The 18,958-nt window shown below is 60.8% G+C and carries 13 protein-coding genes; 2 read left to right on the forward strand and 11 right to left on the reverse strand.

The window, feature by feature from the left end; translation table 11 throughout:
* Positions 1-16: 16 nt before the first annotated feature.
* The 3 genes from waaA to QN370_RS04585 are packed head-to-tail and all read right to left on the reverse strand — an operon-like array spanning position 17 to position 3,676.
* The gene (waaA, locus tag QN370_RS04575; RefSeq protein ID WP_322127207.1) at positions 17-1,300 is read right to left on the reverse strand and encodes a lipid IV(A) 3-deoxy-D-manno-octulosonic acid transferase; all 1,284 of its coding nucleotides are present in this window, start codon (positions 1,298-1,300) and stop codon (positions 17-19) included.
* Positions 1,300-2,286 (reverse strand): lipopolysaccharide heptosyltransferase I, encoded by a 987-nt coding sequence (gene waaC, locus QN370_RS04580; protein WP_322126396.1) that lies wholly within the window; start codon positions 2,284-2,286, stop codon positions 1,300-1,302. The genes waaA and waaC overlap by 1 nt, the downstream gene beginning before the upstream one ends.
* A gap of 13 nt (positions 2,287-2,299) precedes the next feature.
* A complete protein-coding gene (locus QN370_RS04585; RefSeq protein ID WP_322126395.1) occupies positions 2,300-3,676 on the reverse strand; it encodes a phosphomannomutase/phosphoglucomutase in 1,377 nt (458 codons plus the stop codon).
* Between the two features lie 118 nt (positions 3,677-3,794).
* Here QN370_RS04585 and QN370_RS04590 point away from each other — a divergent pair, with 118 nt between their 5' ends.
* Positions 3,795-4,637 carry a symmetrical bis(5'-nucleosyl)-tetraphosphatase gene (locus QN370_RS04590; protein WP_322126394.1) on the forward strand — a complete coding sequence of 281 codons (843 nt, stop codon included), beginning with the start codon at positions 3,795-3,797 and terminating at the stop codon, positions 4,635-4,637.
* On the opposite strand, the gene QN370_RS04595 is transcribed toward QN370_RS04590, so the two are convergent.
* From QN370_RS04595 to QN370_RS04620, 6 genes are read right to left on the reverse strand one after another with little or no spacing between them, the layout of a single operon-like run.
* A complete protein-coding gene (locus QN370_RS04595) occupies positions 4,638-5,372 on the reverse strand; it encodes a lysophospholipid acyltransferase family protein (RefSeq protein WP_322126393.1) in 735 nt (244 codons plus the stop codon).
* Positions 5,369-6,670: a dihydroorotase gene (locus tag QN370_RS04600; protein ID WP_322126392.1), complete on the reverse strand. Its 1,302-nt coding sequence runs from the start codon at positions 6,668-6,670 to the stop codon at positions 5,369-5,371. Before QN370_RS04600 ends, QN370_RS04595 begins: the two co-directional genes overlap by 4 nt.
* A 3-nt stretch (positions 6,671-6,673) precedes the next feature.
* Positions 6,674-7,633 (reverse strand): aspartate carbamoyltransferase catalytic subunit, encoded by a 960-nt coding sequence (locus tag QN370_RS04605; protein ID WP_322126391.1) that lies wholly within the window; start codon positions 7,631-7,633, stop codon positions 6,674-6,676.
* A complete protein-coding gene (gene pyrR / locus QN370_RS04610) occupies positions 7,626-8,138 on the reverse strand; it encodes a bifunctional pyr operon transcriptional regulator/uracil phosphoribosyltransferase PyrR (RefSeq protein WP_322126390.1) in 513 nt (170 codons plus the stop codon). The genes QN370_RS04605 and pyrR overlap by 8 nt, the downstream gene beginning before the upstream one ends.
* On the reverse strand, positions 8,119-8,520 hold the full coding sequence (gene ruvX, locus QN370_RS04615) for a Holliday junction resolvase RuvX (protein ID WP_322126389.1): 402 nt from the start codon (positions 8,518-8,520) through the stop codon (positions 8,119-8,121). The genes pyrR and ruvX overlap by 20 nt, the downstream gene beginning before the upstream one ends.
* A 24-nt stretch (positions 8,521-8,544) precedes the next feature.
* On the reverse strand, positions 8,545-9,204 hold the full coding sequence (locus QN370_RS04620; protein ID WP_416172113.1) for a YqgE/AlgH family protein: 660 nt from the start codon (positions 9,202-9,204) through the stop codon (positions 8,545-8,547).
* A gap of 125 nt (positions 9,205-9,329) precedes the next feature.
* Between QN370_RS04620 and QN370_RS04625 the strand changes: the two genes are divergently transcribed.
* A complete protein-coding gene (locus tag QN370_RS04625; protein ID WP_322126388.1) occupies positions 9,330-10,844 on the forward strand; it encodes a deoxyribodipyrimidine photo-lyase in 1,515 nt (504 codons plus the stop codon).
* Between the two features lie 211 nt (positions 10,845-11,055).
* Here QN370_RS04625 and QN370_RS04630 read toward each other — a convergent pair whose 3' ends face one another.
* Positions 11,056-16,635 carry an Hpt domain-containing protein gene (locus QN370_RS04630; RefSeq protein ID WP_322126387.1) on the reverse strand — a complete coding sequence of 1,860 codons (5,580 nt, stop codon included), beginning with the start codon at positions 16,633-16,635 and terminating at the stop codon, positions 11,056-11,058.
* Between the two features lie 75 nt (positions 16,636-16,710).
* Positions 16,711-18,930 (reverse strand): methyl-accepting chemotaxis protein, encoded by a 2,220-nt coding sequence (locus QN370_RS04635; RefSeq protein ID WP_416172112.1) that lies wholly within the window; start codon positions 18,928-18,930, stop codon positions 16,711-16,713.
* Between the last annotated feature and the right edge of the window lie 28 nt (positions 18,931-18,958).

Genomic DNA, 18,958 nt, shown 5'->3' on the forward strand with positions numbered 1-18,958 from the left:
GCCCACCGCCGACACCTCAGCGTCGGTTTGACGCATCACCCGGAATCACCGCTCCCACCACAACCATCGTCCGCCGCGTCGCCCCGCGATGCTGCTGCGCAAATTGCAGCGCACTCTCGCCCATCGCTAGTCGCACAGCGTCATCGCGCAGCAGCATCGCGGCCGCACGGAACAAGGCATCGGCGTGGTCCACCCGCATCGCGGCACCGGCCGCGATCGCTTCTTCGCTGGCCTGCGCGAAATTAAACGTATGCGGACCGAGCAGGACCGGCTTGCCAACAGCGCAGGCTTCGATCAGGTTTTGTCCGCCCAACGGCAACAGGCTGCCGCCTATCCACGCGATATCGCAGGCGGTGTAGTAAGTGAACATCTCGCCCATCGTATCGCCCAGCAGCACCCTGGCATCCGCGATGTCCGTGCCGATCACCGAACGCCGCTGCATGTCGATGCCGTGCTCGGCGATCAGCATGGCGACGTCATTGAAGCGTTGCGGATGACGCGGCACCAGCAGCACCAGCGTATCGACGGGCAAGTCGCTACGCGCCAGCGCGTCGAGGATCAGTTCTTCTTCGCCGGCACGGGTGCTGGCGCACAGCAGGACCGGCCGCAGGCCGATCTGATGACGCAGTTGCGCACCGGCCTGCAGGGCCATCGGTGGCGGCGTGACATCGAACTTGATGCTGCCGGTGACATGCACGTCGCGCACACCCAGGCTGCGGATCCGCGTCGCATCGGCAGCAGTCTGGGCGGCCACGCTGGTCAATTGCGCTGCCGCATCGACAATGAGCTTGCCAAGCCGCAGCGCCTTCGCCAGCGAGCGTTCCGACAGGCGCGCATTGACCAGCACGACCGGCACGTCGCGTGCCGTGCAACACGCCATCACGTTGGGCCATAGTTCGGTCTCCATCAGGATGCAGATGCACGGCGAAAAATTATCGAGGAAGCGTCCGACCATCGTGCCGGTGTCATATGGCAGGTAGGCTTGCTGCAGCCGATCACCGTAATGACCAAACAGGGCGGCACCGGTCGCGCGGCCGGTTGGCGTCATGTGCGTGAGCAGCAGGTCGTGTTGCGGATAGGCCAGCAGCAATGCCTCGATCAACGGTTCAGCCGCACGGGTTTCACCGACCGACACCGCATGCAGCCACAACAACGGTGCCGTACGGGTGCGACGCCGGGCCAGCCCGAAACGCTCGGCGATGTGTTGCCGGTAGCCCGGCTCCTGCCGCCCGCGCCACCACAAGCGCACCAGCACCAGCGGTACGGCCAGCCACCACGCCATCGAATACAGCGTCCGAATCACGGCGCACCCATCAGGTCGGTAATCGCACCGCGCACTTCATCGACCGTCGGCGCGTGTCCTTCATCACCGAGATTGATGATGTTGCTCGACCAGTTGCCTTCGGTTTTCCAGCGCGGCGAATCGATGTACAACTCGATGGTCGGCCGGTTGAAAGCGGCGGCGATATGCGTGAGGCCGGTATCGACACCGATCGCCAGCGCGGCTTCGTGTGCCAGCAAGACCGCGTCCATCATCGACAGTTTCGGCAGTACCTGCGCATTCGGTATCTGCGCGGCAAGCTGCCCGGCGGCGATTTTTTCAGCCGGACTGCCCCACGGCAGCAACACCGGCATGCCGCGTGCAGCGAGGTCGGTAGCAATCGTGACCCAGTGCGCGACCGGCCATTGCTTGGCCGCGCGCGCGGTCGCATGAAAAAATACCGCGAAGGGTTGCGCCGGCAACCAGTGCGGACGCGGCGTGGCCGGCGGTGCCGACAAATTGAAATCGGCCGGCCTGTCGAGCGCATACCCGAGCGCCGTCGCCACCACCACGCGGCCACGTTCAACCGCATGCGTGCGCACGCCAACCGGCACGCTCATTGTATGGAAGATCCGCGAGATCGCTTCGTAGCCCGACCCGTCGGTAGCATTGGCCAGGCCGATGCGCTGGCCGGCCGGAGTCAGCCGGGCCAGTCGCATGACGATGGCGGTTTTCAGCAAGCCTTGCGTATCGAAGACGAAGTCATACTCGACCTCACGCAGACGACGCCGGAACGCGCTTATCTCGGCGCGTGTCGCCGCCTGCATCAGGCTCTTGCGCCAGCGCCGCAACGCGAACGGAATCACGTTGCGCACGCCCGGATTGAGGCGCACCAGCGCGGTGTAGCCTTCTTCGACGACCCAGTCGATCTGCGCATGCGGCACGTGACGCAAGATGTCCGCCACGATCGGCATGTTGTGAACGACATCGCCCAAAGACGATACGCGCACCAGCAAGATATTCAATGCAGTATCGAGGTCAGAACGGCAGTTCGGCGTCCGGCTTGGCGGCCAGGATCACGCGCTTGAATTCTGACTGGATATGGGCCAGCGCGGCCGGCGTTTCGGCTTCAAAACGCATGACCACGACCGGTGTCGTATTCGACGCACGCGCCAGTCCGAAGCCGTCCGGATATTCGACCCGCAAGCCATCGATGGTGATCAGTTCATCCGAACCGGGGAAGGTGGCCTCGGCTTTGAGCTGGTCGATTAATGCAAAGCTTTCGCCTTCCTTGAGTGAGAGTTGCAGTTCGGGCGTACTGGTCGATTGCGGCAAGGCGTTCAGGATGGCCGACGGATCGCTCATCCGGCTCAGCAATTCGAGCATGCGCGCACCGGCATACAGGCCGTCGTCAAAACCGTACCAGCGATCCTTGATGAAGATGTGGCCGCTCATTTCACCACCAATCGGGGCGCCGGTTTCACGCATCTTGGCTTTCACCAGCGAGTGCCCGGTCTTCCACATCAGCGGCACGCCGCCGCGCGCGGTAATCCACGGTGCCAGATGACGCGTGCACTTGACGTCGTAAAGCACCTGCTCGCCCGGATGGCGCGTGAGCACGTCTTCGGCCAGCAGCATCAATTGACGATCTGGATAAATGATCTGTCCATCCTTGGTCACCAGTCCGAGGCGGTCGCCATCGCCATCGAAAGCCAGGCCGATTTCGGCATCGCCGGATTGCAGGGCGCGAATCAGGTCCTGCAGGTTTTCCGGATGGGCCGGATCGGGATGATGGTTCGGGAACGTGCCATCGACTTCGCAGAACAGTTCGGTGACTTCGCAACCCATGCCGCGATACAGGTCGCCGGCAAAGGCACCCGCGACGCCATTGCCGCAATCGACGACGATCTTCATCGGGCGGGCCAGCTTGACGTCGCCGAGAATACGTTCGAGGTAGGCTTGATTGATGTTGTGGGTGCGGTAGCTGCCAGCCCCGGTGCGCAGGTCCTTGGCGACGATGGCGTCATGCAGCGCGAGGATGGTGTCGCCATAGATCGCTTCGCCGGCCAGGACCATCTTGAAGCCGTTGTAGTCCGGAGGATTGTGGCTGCCGGTGACCATGATGCCTGAGCGTGTTTCGAGTACGTTGGTGCCGAAATAGACCATCGGCGTGGCGACGATACCGAGGTCGATGACATCGACTCCGGCCGCTTGCAAACCCTTGGCCAGGGCAGCGGTCAATTCAGGGCCTGACAAGCGACCGTCGCGGCCGATGACAGCGACGGTTTCGCCTTTGGCCAGCATCGCGCTGCCGAAGGCCTGGCCGATGCTGTGGGCAATGCCGGTATCGAGCGTGGTGCCCACGATGCCGCGGATGTCATAGGCTTTGAAGATGTTTTTCGAGAGTGGCAACATGGTGGAAACTCTTTCAGTGAATTCAAAAATGCGAAGCGTGCGGTGGGCATGACAAAATGCTGCTGCGTGATTTTAAAGGCAAATGCCCGCCCTTCCCTCTTATTGCTAGAACGCTTACATGATTTCGACAAATAATTCGTCCGCCCTGACCTCTCTGTACGCCATCGGTGACCTCCAGGGCTGCGCCAGCCAGCTCGAATCGCTGATGGAAAAAGTCTTGCGCGAAGATGCCGACGCGCGCTGGTTCTTTATCGGCGACCTGGTCAATCGCGGCCCGCGTTCGCTGGACACCTTGCGTCTGATCCGCCGTCTTGGCGAACGCGCCAGCTGCGTGCTCGGCAACCACGACCTGCATTTGCTGGCGGTGGCAAACGGAATCCGCAAGACGAGCCGCTCCGATACCCTCGACGACATCCTGCAAGCGCCCGACCGCGACGAATTGCTCGACTGGCTGCGCCGGCAAGCGCTGGCGCAATGGATAGACGGACATCTGCTGGTCCATGCCGGCGTCCCGGCGCAATGGACGCAGGCGCAAACACTGGCATTGGCAAGCGAAGTCGAAACCGCATTGCGCGGTCAGGACTGGGTGGACTTCCTGCGCGAGATGTATGGCAATGCGCCAGCGCGCTGGGATGATGCGCTGACCGGCACCGAGCGCTTGCGCTGCATCGTCAATGGCCTCACGCGAATGCGCTTGTGCACCGCTGACGGCAGCATGGTCCTGAAAAATCCCGAGGAGTCGGCGCAGCTACTGGTGCCGTGGTTTGATGTACCGGGTCGTCTGAGCGCCGACGTGACGGTAGTCTATGGCCACTGGTCGGCACGCGGACTGACGCTACGACCCAACCTGATCGGACTCGACAGCGGTTGCCTGTGGGGTGGACAACTGAGCGCCGTGCGCCTGTCGGACCGCAAGCTGGTGCAGGTCAGTTGTCCGCAATTTCAGGTGCCGGATGAATAGTCAGTGTTCGTATCCCAGCGCCTCCGCAATCGCGGTCCGCGCTGCCGGTGCCAGTTCACGCCGGTGCGCTCCGGTGCTGTCGATCAACGGCAGCACGATTAGCTCGGCGGTAAGGCGCGGCGCTTTCAGGATCACCATCATGCTTTCGGCGAAGGTCATTTCGCCAATGAAATCGGCATGCGGCGCGAGTGCGCCGCTGGCATCGAGATAGCGTAGCGCCATCGGCTGAATCGACACGCCGGCATCAATGGCTGCCTCGAACAGGTTGGCGTGGAACGGCAACAACGACCCTTGCGCAGAGGTCGTCCCTTCCGGAAAAAACGCCACATGCTCGCCGTTGCGAATGCTGTCGACAAGATCCTGAAAAATCCGCCGCACGTCGCGCACCCGGCCACGGGCAATGAAAATTGTCCCCGAGCGGGCGCACAAGTATCCCAGCAACGGCCAGCTTCGGATATCCGACTTGGCCACGAAGCGACAAGGCTGCATTGCATTGATGACGAAGATATCGAGCCACGAGACATGGTTGGCGACGATCAGCGCACGCGGTGCCAGCGCACCGCTGCCGGTATGCCTGACCACGACGGTCAGACGAAAAATCGCCAGCAAGTCAACGGACCAGTTACGGATGCGGCGCGCCCGTCCGTCGGCATCGACCAGCGGAAACACCAGCGCACACGTCAGCAAGCCGCGCAGCAAGTGCAGGACGATGCGCAATATGCTCAGCGCGATCATGCGCCGTGCGGGTGGCGCAGATACGCCAGACGTCCCGACACCACGGTCGCCATCACGCATGCTCCGAGTTCATAACCGAGGAACGGCGTGTGCTTGCCCTGACTGGCAAGCGCGCTGGCCTCGACTTTCCAGCGCGCAGCCGGATCGAAGAGGCACAGGTCGGCAATGCTGCCGACACCGAGCTGCCCGGCCGGCAAACCGGCCACGCGGGCCGCATCGACGGTTACCTTGGCCAGCGCGCGTGAGACCGCCCCGGCTTTCGGTCCAATGTCTTCGTCGGCCCATTTCAGCGCCAGCGAGAGCAGGAGCTCAAGGCCCGTGGCCCCCGGCGACGCTTCGCCGAACGGCATCAGTTTTTCATCGTCATCGACCGGCGCATGGTCGGAACAGATCGCATCGACGGTGCCGTCGAGCAGACCGGCGCGCAGCGCATCGCGGTCGCGCTGCGAACGCAGCGGTGGTGACAGGCGGGCATTTGAATCGAAAAAACCAATATCGAGATCGGTCAGGTGCAGGTAATGTGCACCGACGTCGCAGGTCACCGGCAAGCCTTCTTTCTTGGCGGCGCGTACCAGTTCGATACCGGCCGCCGAGGAAATCCGGCACAGGTGGACCCGTGCGCGGGTCGCGCGCACCAGTTCAAAGATGGTTTGCAGCGCAATGGTCTCGGCCATCACCGGCACGCCCGACAAGCCCAGTCGCGAGGCGATCGGTCCGCTGTGCGCGATACCGTGTATGCCGAGATGCGGATCTTGCGGCCGCAGCCAGACCGTGTAACCGAAGGTCTGCGCATATTGCAAGGCGCGCAGCAGCACGTTGGTATCGAGGATCGGTTCATCGGCTTGCGAAAAGCCGATGCAACCGGCTTCGGTCAATTCAAACATTTCGCTCAGCGCATGACCTTTCAGCCCGCGCGTCAATGCGCCCAGCGGATAGACATGCGACTGGTTCAGGATGCGGGCGCGGTGCTTGAGCATTTCGACCAGACCGGGCTCGTCGAGCACCGGATCGGTGTCGGGCGGACAGACCAGACTGGTCACGCCGCCCTGCAAGGCGGCCTGCATTTCGGATTCGAGGGTGGCCTTGTATTCGTAACCTGGCTCGCGCAAGCGCACGCTCAGGTCGACCAGGCCGGGCGCGACAATCAGGCCGGTGGCGTCGAACACGCGGGCATCGTCGAAGCCGTCGGGCTGCTGGCCGATGCCGACGATGATGCCGGAATCAATGAAGACGTCGTGGGGTGCGTCGATACCGTTGGCCGGATCGATCAGATGGCCGTGCTGGATATGCAGTTTCATGGTTTATTTACTCGCCAGTATGCTCATGACTGCCATCCGGACTGCGATGCCAAACGTGACTTGCGGCAGGATTACGGCCTGCTTGCCGTCGGCCACGGCCGAGTCGATTTCGACACCCCGGTTCATTGGCCCCGGATGCATCACGATGGCGTCCGGCTTGGCCAGCGCGAGACGCTCGGGTGTCAGGCCGTAGCTCTTGAAAAACTCTTGTGCCGACGGCAGCAACGCACCACTCATGCGCTCGTTTTGCAGGCGCAGCATGATGATCACGTCGACGCCTTTCAAGCCTTCGTTGATGTCCGTAAAGACCCGTACACCCATCTGATCGAGCCCGGTCGGCAGCAGTGTGCGCGGCGCGATCGCGCGGATTTCCGGCACGCCCAGTGTGGTCAGCGCATGGATGTCCGAGCGCGCCACACGGCTGTGCAGGATGTCGCCGACGATGGCGACAGTCAGGTTGGTGAAGTCTTTTTTGTAGTGCCGGATCGTGTACATGTCCAACAAGCCCTGGGTCGGATGGGCATGGCGGCCATCGCCGGCATTGACGACATGGACGTGCGACTGGCCGGTCTCGACCAGATGGCGGGCGATCAGGTGCGGCGCGCCGGAGGATGCGTGGCGCACGACGAACATGTCGGCGTGCATCGCGGCGAGGTTGTCGATGGTATCAAGCAGCGATTCACCCTTGGTCGCGCTGGAAGCCTGGATGTTGAGGTTGATGACGTCGGCCGACAAGCGCTTCGAGGCGATCTCGAAGGTGGTGCGGGTACGCGTCGAGTTCTCGAAAAACAGATTGAAGACGCTCTTGCCGCGCATCAGCGGGACCTTCTTGACTTCGCGATCGCTGATACCGACGAACGATTGTGCGGTGTCGAGGATATCCATGACGATGCGTTTGGGCAGGCCTTCGATGGTCAGCAGGTGCTGCAAATCGCCATCCTTGTTCAGTTGCGGGTTATGCATGGTTCACCGTAAAGGAGAGCGCGCCATCGGCGCCTTGTTGCAGGGTCAGAATCTGGTCGGCTGCGAGCGTGACCGTGGCACCGACGAAGTCCGGTGCGACTGGCAGTTCGCGCGCGCCACGGTCGACCAGCGTTGCCAGCAGGATGCGTGCCGGGCGGCCATAGTCGAACAATTCATTGATCGCCGCGCGCGTGGTGCGTCCGGTGTAGAGCACATCATCGACGAGCAGGATGGTGGCACCTTCGACGTCGAAGCTGATCTGGCTCGGCCTGACCGCTGCGTGCAGCCCTTTTTCGGCAACGTCGTCGCGGTAAAACGAGACATCGATATAGCCGAGCCGGTCTTCGATCTTCAGGGCTTTCGCCAGCCGCTCGGCCAGCCAGGCACCGCCGGAATAAATTCCGGCCAGCGCGAGATGTTCGGTGCTGCCGAGAACGGCAACAATCTGGCGCTCAAGGTCGGCATACAGCGCCTCGGCGTCGAGTTCATGGGGAAGAATGGGCATCGGTAGGATCGTCAAAGTATTGTTGCAAAATCAGCGCGGCGGCACGATCGTCGATCCGTTCGCCGCGCTGCTGGACAAGGACTGCCGAGGTATAACGTTCGTCGACCAGCACGGTGGGCAAGCCATAGCGGCCATGCAATTGGTTGGCGAAACGGCGGCAGCGCACCGACATCTCGTGTTCGGCACCATCCGGATGAAACGGCATGCCAACGATACAGCGCGCCGGTTGCCAGCTGGCCACCAGCGCGGCAATGGCAGCAAACTTGGCGTCGTTGGTGGCAGCGTCGATGATGGTCAGTGCTTGCGCCTGCCGGATCACCGTATTGCCAACGGCCACACCGATGCGCTTGAGGCCGAAGTCGAAACCCAGCACCGTCTCCATCAATGCGCGCCTGCAGAGACCGGCTCAGGCATGCCCGGCCTCGGCATTGAGCATGCTTGGATCGATACCGAGCAGGCGGATTGCCGCTGCGAAGCGCTGCTCGACCGGCAAGTCGAACATGACGACCGGATCGGCCTCGACGGTGAGCCAGCCATTGCGGATGATTTCATCCTCAAGCTGGCCAGCACTCCAGCCGGCGCATCCCAGCGTGACGAGCAACTGCCCCGGTCCCTTGCCACCCGCCACCGCTTCGAGGATATCTTTCGAGGTGGTCAGCGCGATGTCATCGGTGACTTTCATCATCGATGAAAAGGGACCCAGCGGCGCGTGCAACACGAAGCCGCGCTCGAGCTGGACCGGCCCGCCGAACATCACCGGATAGGCGGGCAAGGTCGGGTGCTGCGGATTGATTTCGAGTTTCAGATCGACACGCTCAAACAGGACTTCGAGCGTCATGTCGGTGGGCTTGTTGATGATCACGCCAAGGGCACCGCGGGCATTGTGCTCACAGAGATAAATCACGGTACCGCCAAAGACCGGATCGGCCATCGCCGGCATTGCAATGAGGAAGTGATTGGTCAGGTCCATGCCCAACGGCGCATCATCGATATCAGCCAGTCCGGCCGGGTCTTGATGCGAGTCGTCGCCAGGGGTCGTGCGGGGGGTCTTTTTGTGCGTCGCCATAGGCGGCATTTTAGCAGCTTTGATGGGGAGTCAATCCGGGAAAGCGCAAGCGCTGCCTGCACGCAGGACGCGCTCGCGCAGAACAACGATAATGTCGCCAGCCCTTTATTCCCGCCTGGACCTCCATGACCACTGACACGCTCTCCGACTTGCCGTATTCCCGTTCACTACTTTGGTTTCGGCGTGACCTGCGCGTCTTTGACCAGGCTGCGCTGCATTACGCCCTCACCCAAAGCCGCGCGGTTTTTTGTGTTTTCATTTTCGACAGCGACATCCTGCAGCACTTGCCCGAGCAAGATCGCCGCATCGAATTCCTGCATGCCAGCCTGATCGAATTGCACGAGGAACTGGTCAAGCTCGGCGGCGCGCTGATCGTGCGCCATGCCCGTGCCGCCGATGCGATTCCCGCACTGGCGCGCGAACTGGAGGTGGACGCGGTCTTCATCAATCACGACTATGAACCGCAAGCGATCGCGCGCGATGCCGCCATCGCCAGCGCGCTGCAGCAGCACGACATTGCGCTGCACAGTTACAAGGATCAGGTGGTGTTTGAAAAGGATGAAGTTCTGTCGCTGGCCGGCAAACCGTTCTCGGTCTTCACACCGTACAAGAATGCCTGGCTCAGGCAATTGCAATTCGATAGCTCCGATGTGCACGTCCGCGCCTATCCGGTCGAGTCGTTGGCCGACCGCCTTGCCGTCAGCCCGATCGCGCACACGATGCCGACGCTGGCCGAACTCGGTTTTGCGCCATCGAATTTTGCACAATTGACTATCCCGATCGGCATGCACGGTGGTCAGCAGCTGGTCGACAATTTCATGGAGCGCATCGATAAATACAAGCAGACACGGGATTTTCCAGCCATCAAGGGACCGTCTTACTTGTCGGTACACTTGCGCTTTGGGACGGTGTCGATCCGCCATCTGGCCCGACGTGCCTGTGAAGCGGCACGCGTTGCAGCCGATGCCAGCGGTGCCAACACGTGGCTGGCCGAACTGGTCTGGCGTGATTTCTACTTCATGATTTTGCAGCATCATCCGCACGTCGTGCGCGGCGCGTTCAAACCTGACTACGACGCGATCCAATGGGAAACTGGCCCGGCTGCCGATGCACTTTTTGAGGCGTGGTGTACCGGTCGCACCGGCTATCCGCTCGTCGATGCGGCCATGGCGCAGATTAATCAGACCGGTTACATGCACAATCGCCTGCGCATGGTCACTGCCTGTTTTTTAATCAAGGATCTCGGCATCGACTGGCGTCGCGGCGAAGCTTATTTCGCCGAAAAACTGATTGACTTCGACCTCTCGGCCAACAATGGCGGCTGGCAGTGGGCATCGTCATCGGGCTGCGACGCGCAACCGTATTTCCGTATTTTTAATCCGATCACGCAATCCGAAAAATTCGATACCGACGGTCGGTTTATCCGACGCTACCTCCCGCAACTGGCGCAGCTCGGCAACAAGCAACTGCATGCACCTTGGCTGCTGACAAAGATGGAACTCGATCACGCGGGGGTCGAACTGGGCGTCAATTATCCGCTGCCCGTGGTCGCGCATGATGTGGCGCGCAAGCAGACGCTCGCGCGTTATGCCGTGGTCAAGAAGGTTGCGGTCACGGAGGCGGAGCCGGACGCTGATTGATCGCGGGAAAAATTTGATTGGGCTTGGCGATGGTGGCCAGTGCGCGCGGTGCAATGCCCTTTGGTTATTGCACCCTACGTGAAAAGTCATCAATAAATATATCGTGGGGGGGGGCAATAACCAAAGCGCATTGCACCACCTCAAAAAACCGTAGGGTGCAATAACCGAAGGGCATTGCACCGGATGCGCCTCTGCAATTCAATACAACGCATCAACCGCCCACCACTTTGCGCTCAATGAACGCATGAATTTCCGCCAGCAAATCGGTTTCCCGATACGGCTTGCCCAGATACGCATCGACACCCAGTTCGATCGCGTAGTTGCGGTGCTTGGCTGCCGTGCGCGAGGTGATCATGATGATCGGGATGTGGCGGGTCCGTTCATCGCCGCGGACATTGCGGGTCAGGTCGAAGCCGTCCATGCGCGGCATCTCGATATCGACCAGCATGATGTCCGGCGTAATCGACTGTAGTTTTTCAAGCGCATCGATGCCATCCTTGGCCAGTACCACCTGATAACTTTCGCGCTCCAGCAAACGCTGCGTAACACGCCGCACGGTCAACGAATCATCGACCACCATGACAATAGGCTGCGACTGCAAACCCTGCACCGCCTGACGCGTATCGGCAACGGCACCCACGCCGTCGATGACAGCCGCACGTGCGGAGTCAAGCAACACGCGTTGCGCCAGCGGCACCGGGTTGAGGATCAGGACGATCTCGCCGGAACCGAGCACCGTGGCACCGGCGATGCCAACCATGCGCGCCAGTTGCGGACCGATGTTCTTGACGACAACCTCACGATTACCCTGGATGTCATCAACATGGATGGCGACCCGGTCGTTCCCGCTGCGCAAAATGATCAGCGGTGCGTATTGCTGGGTCACCGCGACGGTCTGGCGATCCCCCAGCAACGTCGGCAAATAGAACAGCGGCACACGCTGACCTTGCCATTGGACCGCTCCGTCGTTGTAGGCACTGGCCAGCGCGGTTGACTTGAGCTGCTGCACCTGCTCAACCAGCACCGATGGCACCGCATAAATTTTCTCGCCGGTCCGTACGATGACGACTTGTGTTACCGCCAGGGTCAGTGGCAGATGAATCGTGAATTGCGCGCCCTGCCCTGCCTGCGAGTCGATCGCGATCCGACCGCCAAGACTGCCGGCTTCGGAACGCACCACGTCCATGCCAATTCCGCGTCCGGCCAGCTCGGTGACTTCCGCTGCCGTTGAAAAACCCGGATTAAAAATCAAGTCCGTCAATTCGGCCTCGGCGAGGTCACGCTCGAGTGGCAGCAAGCCAGTCTCCTGTGCTCTGTTGCGGATACGTTGCAGGTCAAGCCCGCGACCATCATCGGAAAATTCCAGCACGACCTCATTGCCTTCTTGCCGGATTTCGACGCGCAACTCTCCGACTTCATTCTTGCCGGCGGCCTGGCGCTGTTCGCGACTTTCGATGCCATGCACGATGGCATTGCGCAACAGATGTTCAAACGGGCCCGCCATTTTTTCCAGCACACCGCGATCGATCTCGACGTTTCCGCCACGAATATCGAGGTTGATGCGCTTGTCGACTTCCTTCGATGCCTGGCGTGTCACACGGTAGAGTCGCTCGGAGATGCTGGAAAAGGGCACCATGCGCACCCGCATCAGATCTTGCTGCAACTCGCGCGTGAGGCGTGCCTGCGTGACCAGGTCGACGCTGGCCTGATCGACGGTACGATTCAGATTTTGCTGGACCGAGGCGACATCACCGACGCTCTCGGCCATCATCCGGGTGAGCTCCTGCAACCGCGTGTAGCGGTCAAATTCGAGCGGATCAAATACGCCGTCGGTCGATTGCGCCATCTTTGAGGCAATCTGGCTATCGGCCTGCAATTCGATTTCGCGCAATTGTTGACGCAAGCGCCCGACGTTGTCGGTCAGTTCACCCAGCGACTGACGCAAGGTATCGACTTCGGTTTCGAGTCGGGAACGCGAGATCGATACTTCACCAGCCTGATTCACCAGGCGGTCGAGGATATCGGCACGTACCCGCACCATCGGTGCGGTAGCGGCACCGAGCGCAGACGGCAATGCCACCTGATCGGGCCCGGACAACGGCAACAACGTCGGTACAAACGCATCGGGTACGCCCCGTTCCGGGATTGGCTGCGCGGCCAATGACGCTGTTGCCGGATCCTGCAACAGCTCGAACAACGACAAGCTGACATCGTGCCGCGCCAGCAGCGCATCGAGTGCAGCGGAATCCGGGCTGCCATCATGCAGCAGTACCTCGACCTGGCTTTCGGTGTCGTGCAGGTACTGCCCCAGCTGCATCGCCCCAGCCATTCGGGCACTGCCTTTGATCGTGTGGAGCAGGCGCAGCAGCGATTGCGGCAGCGCGGTGCTGGTCAGCGACTCTTGCCAGGCGCGCAGCGCAGTGCCCATTTGCGGCAAGATATCCTTTCCTTCTTCGATGAAAACCGGCAGCAAATCAGCATCCAGTTCGTCGGTGACTTGCGCGGTAACAGCAAGCACTGAAGGAAGCACTGCAGTGCTGCCCGCAGCAACCACTTCGTTCGTCTTGCTGGCCAACTCTTTGACAGGGGTATCAACCGGAACAGCCGCACTGATACGGGTATCGAGATCCTGCAACAACGCCGCCAATAAGTTGAGCTGGACCGGCTGCGGCAAGGGCAGCTCGCCCAGCGCAAACTCTTGCAGCATGCTTTTCATCAAACCCAGACATTGGGCGATCTGGTCGAAATCAGCGGGTTCCAGCACCACGGTTTTACGCGCCAGCAGTTGCAGGATATTTTCCAGTCCGTGCGCCAGTTCCTGCATCGCCTTGAAGCCGACCGTGGCAGAACTGCCCGCCAGCGAGTGGGCGGCATGCACCGAATGGACCGAAACGCGGCGCTCTGGTTCATGCCGCCATTCGCCGAGATCCTGTGACAGCACGCGCACCAGTTCATCGGTTTCAGCCAGATAGATGCTGTGCAGATTCAGGCTGATCTCGAGGTCGCCAATGCGACGGATACTGTCGTCACGCGTTGGTGCCTGTGCACCCGGAAAGACAATGACTTCGGCACCGCTGTCAGGCGTGACCGGCGCTGCCGGCACATCGGACAGGTCGTCAACCGGGACCATTCCGTCGTTCTCCGGTACCGCTTCGGCAACGATCACCTCGTCCTCGCCAGAGAGCACATCGGTCGGCAAGGGCGTGCCGTCCAGCAGTCGCTGTGCGGCAGCGATCAGTGCCAGGCCATCACGTTCCGAATGACCGTCGGCACTGAGTTCGCCGACCCATGCAGTGAGCAGTTGTTCTGCCTCGTCGACGAGTCCGAGCGTGTCAGGGATGCAGCCAGTTTCGTCGGCAATACAGCGATTGAGGACTTTCTCGATGCTCCACGCGGCATTGCCGAGTGCATCCAGGCCGACCATGCGACCGCTGCCCTTGAGCGTATGAAAACCACGCCGCAAGGTTGCCAGCTGGCGGTTATCGTGCGGATCGGCGTGGAGATACGGAAGCGTGGCGCGGACTGCTCCCAGCACCTCAACGGCTTCGCCAAGAAATATTTCCAGCAGTTCGGCATCGTCGGCCTCCCCGGTCTCTTGCGCAGGTTCAGCCGCAACAAGGGGTTTAACGGCTGCAACGGTTGTCACTGAATCCACTGATATCGCTACACCGCCAGGCAACAACCCGGCCAACGCGCCGGAAGCGGCGATAAAGTCGGGTTGCCCCAGCAACGCGATCACCGCGCCAGCCTGGGCACCGGCCTCATGATGATCGAGCAGACGGGCATCACGCTGGACCTGCTGCAGCACATCGTGCAACTTTTTCTGAAGTGCAGAATCGTCCGGTTGCCCGATCAGCAGTGCGGCCAGGTTGGCCGCATGCTGCTGGTGCTGGCGCATTTCTTCTTCGACCGAAACAGGTTCCGGCGCGGCGCGCCGGCCGTCGACACCATGCTGACCGTCGCGACCGTTGGCATGGAAGCTAGCCTGAGCGAAGGCATGATCGGGATGCAATGAGACACCCTCTTCATGTGCCGATGCCTGCTCAGGCACTGGCTTTTTTCCGGATTTTTCGGCACGGAATACACCTTGCTCGTCATCAAACCGGAAACCACCCTTCGCCGCACCGGAATGCAATTGCAGTGTTTCGATAAAAAAACTCAACGCGCCAATGTTTTGTGCCACGGCCGAATACGCCGCGACGTCCGGCTCGGCCTCGGCGGGACTGTTGACAAAAGCCTGTACTGCTCGTTCGACATGCTGCACGGCTCGGGTCGCTTCAGGTTGATCGAGCACGGCCAGCGCACCGCCGATCTGGTGCAACAGGGGACCAAGCGACGGCAGGCTGGCTCTTTCACGCGGGTCCCGAAAATAATCTTCGAGGGTCTTTTCGACCTGCCGCAGATTCGATTGCATCTCGACCGCCAGCACGGCCATGGTCTGCCGCTGTTGCGCCTGACGCGATATATCGGCGAGCCAGCCATCGGCGGGAAGTGGCGCATCGCCCGCCACCAGCGATAGCAAACGCGCGCTCAGCGCATCGGCGCGCACTGCAAAGTGTTCATCAAGGCAAGTCAGGTTGGTCAGCGCGTTATCGACGAACAGCAAACAGGTTGCCACGTCAAGACCAAGCTGGTCACCTGGCCGGCTGTGCGCGGCATGCCGCGTAATGCCACTGACTTCACCCAGAAACTTGGCAAGCGCGGGGGCACCCAAGCGGCTTCCAGCCACTGCCAGATGATGCATGTCGGCTTCGAATGCCGTCGCCATGCTGGCATCGCCGGCAGCGAGTCGATTCCATAATTGCTTGGCATGAGTCAGGTGTTCACGCGCCTGCTGCAAGGCATCGCTGTCAACGGCGTTGTAGCGCGGCCGGGCGTAGTCCTGCGGCACCCGCCCCGCGAGTTGGTATGCCTCGCGGACCTGTTGCGCCAGCGCCGACGGTCGCTCGATGCGGGCAAGGAAGAACAGCGCATCACACAACAGGCGTTCAGCAAGACTGGTCGAGCCTTCGCTGAGGCGACGAATTTGCAGGTTAATCCGCGCAAAGAGTTGTTTCACATATCGTTCGGCCGGAATCTGGCCCGTCGCCACCTCCTCGGCAAGTGCCCGCAGCACCCACCAGAAATTGCGCGTCTGCGGCGTGAGCTGCGCCTGCTCGACCAGGGCGATGATCTCCAGCAGGTCGGGCACGCTCGCCAGCGCCTGCTCGTCGGATTTTTTCAGGAATGACAGCAAAGCGATCTCGAAACGCTTGCGCAGTTTGAGGTAATTGACCGGTGCCACATCGGTAGCGCTAACCGGCTCCGGTTGCGGACACACCGCCAGGTTCGGGAAGAACAGGTCGGCAGGATGGATCCGTTCGGCGCCGCGCAATTCGAGCAACGCGCGGTAATACGGGAACAGCCGCACCGGCTGTTGCGGCACGCCCGTCAGCAATTCATCGAGATAGGCCAGCAAGGCCTGATAGGCATTATCGAGCGCCTGTGCCGCTTGCGGCGTCACTCCTATCTGGCCGGACTCCATACGCTCAAGTACGTCTTCGGCCGTTTCAGTAATCAGGGTGACGCCTTCAATATCGACGATCTGCAAGGCACCATGGGCCTGATGCAGGAAGGCGCGCGCGTGACGCAGCGTGACCAGGCGCGCTTCGTCGTCCTGACGGATAGCCTCGACCAGCGCAGCCTTTGATTTGTCCAGCGCTTCGCGGATTTCCGCCATGATCCAGGACAGCGATCCGGCATCGAAGTTGTCCCGCACGACTTGTGCAGTGACGCTATTTGGGGGACTCATGACTACCTCGCGGGGATTCAAAAAGCGATCCGTCCCGTGAAGGACGTCTCGTCAACATCGTTGATTCGGAGTCGCTCAGGACGTGACCCTGAAACGTGACACTGAATTTTTAAGTTCTTCGGCCAATCTTGCCAGTTCGCGGATCGATGCGGCAGTTTGTTGCGTACCATGCTGGGTCTGCTCGGTCACATTCAGGATGTTCTGGATCGTCTGCGCCACGCCATTGGCCGAGGTCGCCTGCAGCCCGGTTGATACCGAAATGCCCTGAATCAGTTCTGCCAACCGGTTCGAGACGCGCCGGATGTCGGACAAGGCGGCACCGGCCGCATCCGACAGTCGCGCTCCCTCGACGACACCCTGAGTCGACTTCTCCATGGCAGCGACCGCATCATGGGTATCGGTCTGAATGGTCCGCACCAGCGCACCAATCTGCTTGGTCGCTTCGCCCGAGCGTTCCGCGAGGCGCTGCACTTCTTCGGCCACGACTGAAAAACCTCGTCCGGCCTCGCCAGCCGAGGCCGCCTGAATTGCCGCATTGAGCGCCAGCACGTTGGTCTGTTCGGTAATGTCCGAAATCAGTTCGGTGATTTCGCCGATTTCTTGCGATGACTCGCCGAGACGCTTGATGCGCTTCGAGGTCTCCTGGATTTGCTCGCGGATTTCGTGCATGCCCTTGATCGCATTCTCGACCGCTTGCGCACCTTCGTCGGCGGCGCTCACCGACTGCCGTGCCACGTCAGCGGACTCATTGGCCGATTTCGAGACGTCGGTAATTTGCGATGCCATGTCGAGCACTGCCTGGCCCGTATCCTGAATCTCGCGCGACTGGCGTTGGGATGCACTCAACAAGGCAGTCGAAATTTTCTGGGCCTGGTTCGATGCCGAGGTCACTTGTTCTGCGGTGTCAGTGACGCGTCCGACCAGTCCACGCAGTTCTTCCACGGTGTAATTGACTGAGTCGGCAATGGCACCGGTAATGTCTTCGGAGACGGTGGCCTGGACGGTCAGGTCGCCATCGGCAACTTCCTGCAGTTCATTCATCAGACGCAAAATGGCAGCCTGGTTCTGATCGTTGGTACTGCGGGCTTCGTTCTGCTGCCGTTCTGCTTCAAAGCGCTGCAATTCAGCTTGCCGGCGCTGTACATCGGAGTCTTTACGCCTGTTTCGGCTGTCCTGCAGCAGTACCAGCGCAATCCCGGTCGCCGCCGTCAATGCCACTAATGCGCTCAAGGCCATCGCATAGAGTGGCCACGCCTGCGCGTCCTGCCGCTCACGGTAGGACTGCTGCAGCGTACTGACGCGCTGCCGGAGATTTTCGTTTTCATTGAAGATCAATTGCTCGGCCTGCTTGGCGGCGACGAAATTTTGCAAGTTGGCGAGCACCGTGGAGACTGCGCCCTGATAGGTCACGAACATCGTCTGCAGTTCAAGCAATTTGTCGCGCGCATCCTTGTCGCGGGCCACGCTAAGACGCAGTACCTCGCTGCCATTGAGAAAGCCCTCGATGATGTCGTGAAACGTATTGACGTCCTTGCCAAGCAGGAATGCAGTTTCTGGGTTGACGCCTTCGGAGGTCAGGAATTCATTGGCACTTCGACCCAGACGTTGCGTCAGCATGACCAGTTGACCGGAGGCAGAGATTTCGCGTGGAGCAGCACCGCCCTGCACCTTCAGCGACGCAATCTGTTCGGTCAGTTCGAGCAGGCCCGGCGACAGCGTATTGAGTTGCCTGAGCGTCGCGCCAAATCCGGACAACTCTTTCTTGAGCTTGAGGATAGTGGCCGCCGCTTTGTCGGTATTGCTCCAGAGCTGCCTGGTCTGGCCGAGAAGTGCTGCCATCACTGCATCCGGCGCATGGATACTGTGCCCCTGAAACTGCCCGCCATGACTTAGCACGTCAAGGTCGCGGTTGAACTCGGCGCGCGACTCGTCGAGCTGAGTGAATGCCTGGGGATTACCCTGAATAGCATTCGGAGCGGCCTTGCCCAAGCGCTGGGTATGCATCAGCGCATCGCCGGCGATCTGATTCTGCGTCGAGGTCTGGATCGCGTAGCTGGAATTAAGGAATACGAATATCCCGATGGCCACCAGTGCCCCCGCCATCAGCAGGAACAGCACACGAACCTGTTCTTGCAGCGGCAAGTTGCCAATTAACGGCAACGAAATGTCGCCACGACTTTCGAGTACATCGCCGATAAAGGTCGCGTTTTGACCGGAATCCCGGGATGTGGTTGGCTGGGTTAGCGGGTCTGCACCGGCTGTCGCACCAGAAAATAAGGGAAGCTTGAATGCCATTAACGGTTCTCCTGAATCCTGTTGTAGA

The sequence above is a fragment of the Actimicrobium sp. CCI2.3 genome (assembly GCF_035019065.1).
Classification (GTDB): domain Bacteria; phylum Pseudomonadota; class Gammaproteobacteria; order Burkholderiales; family Burkholderiaceae_D; genus Actimicrobium.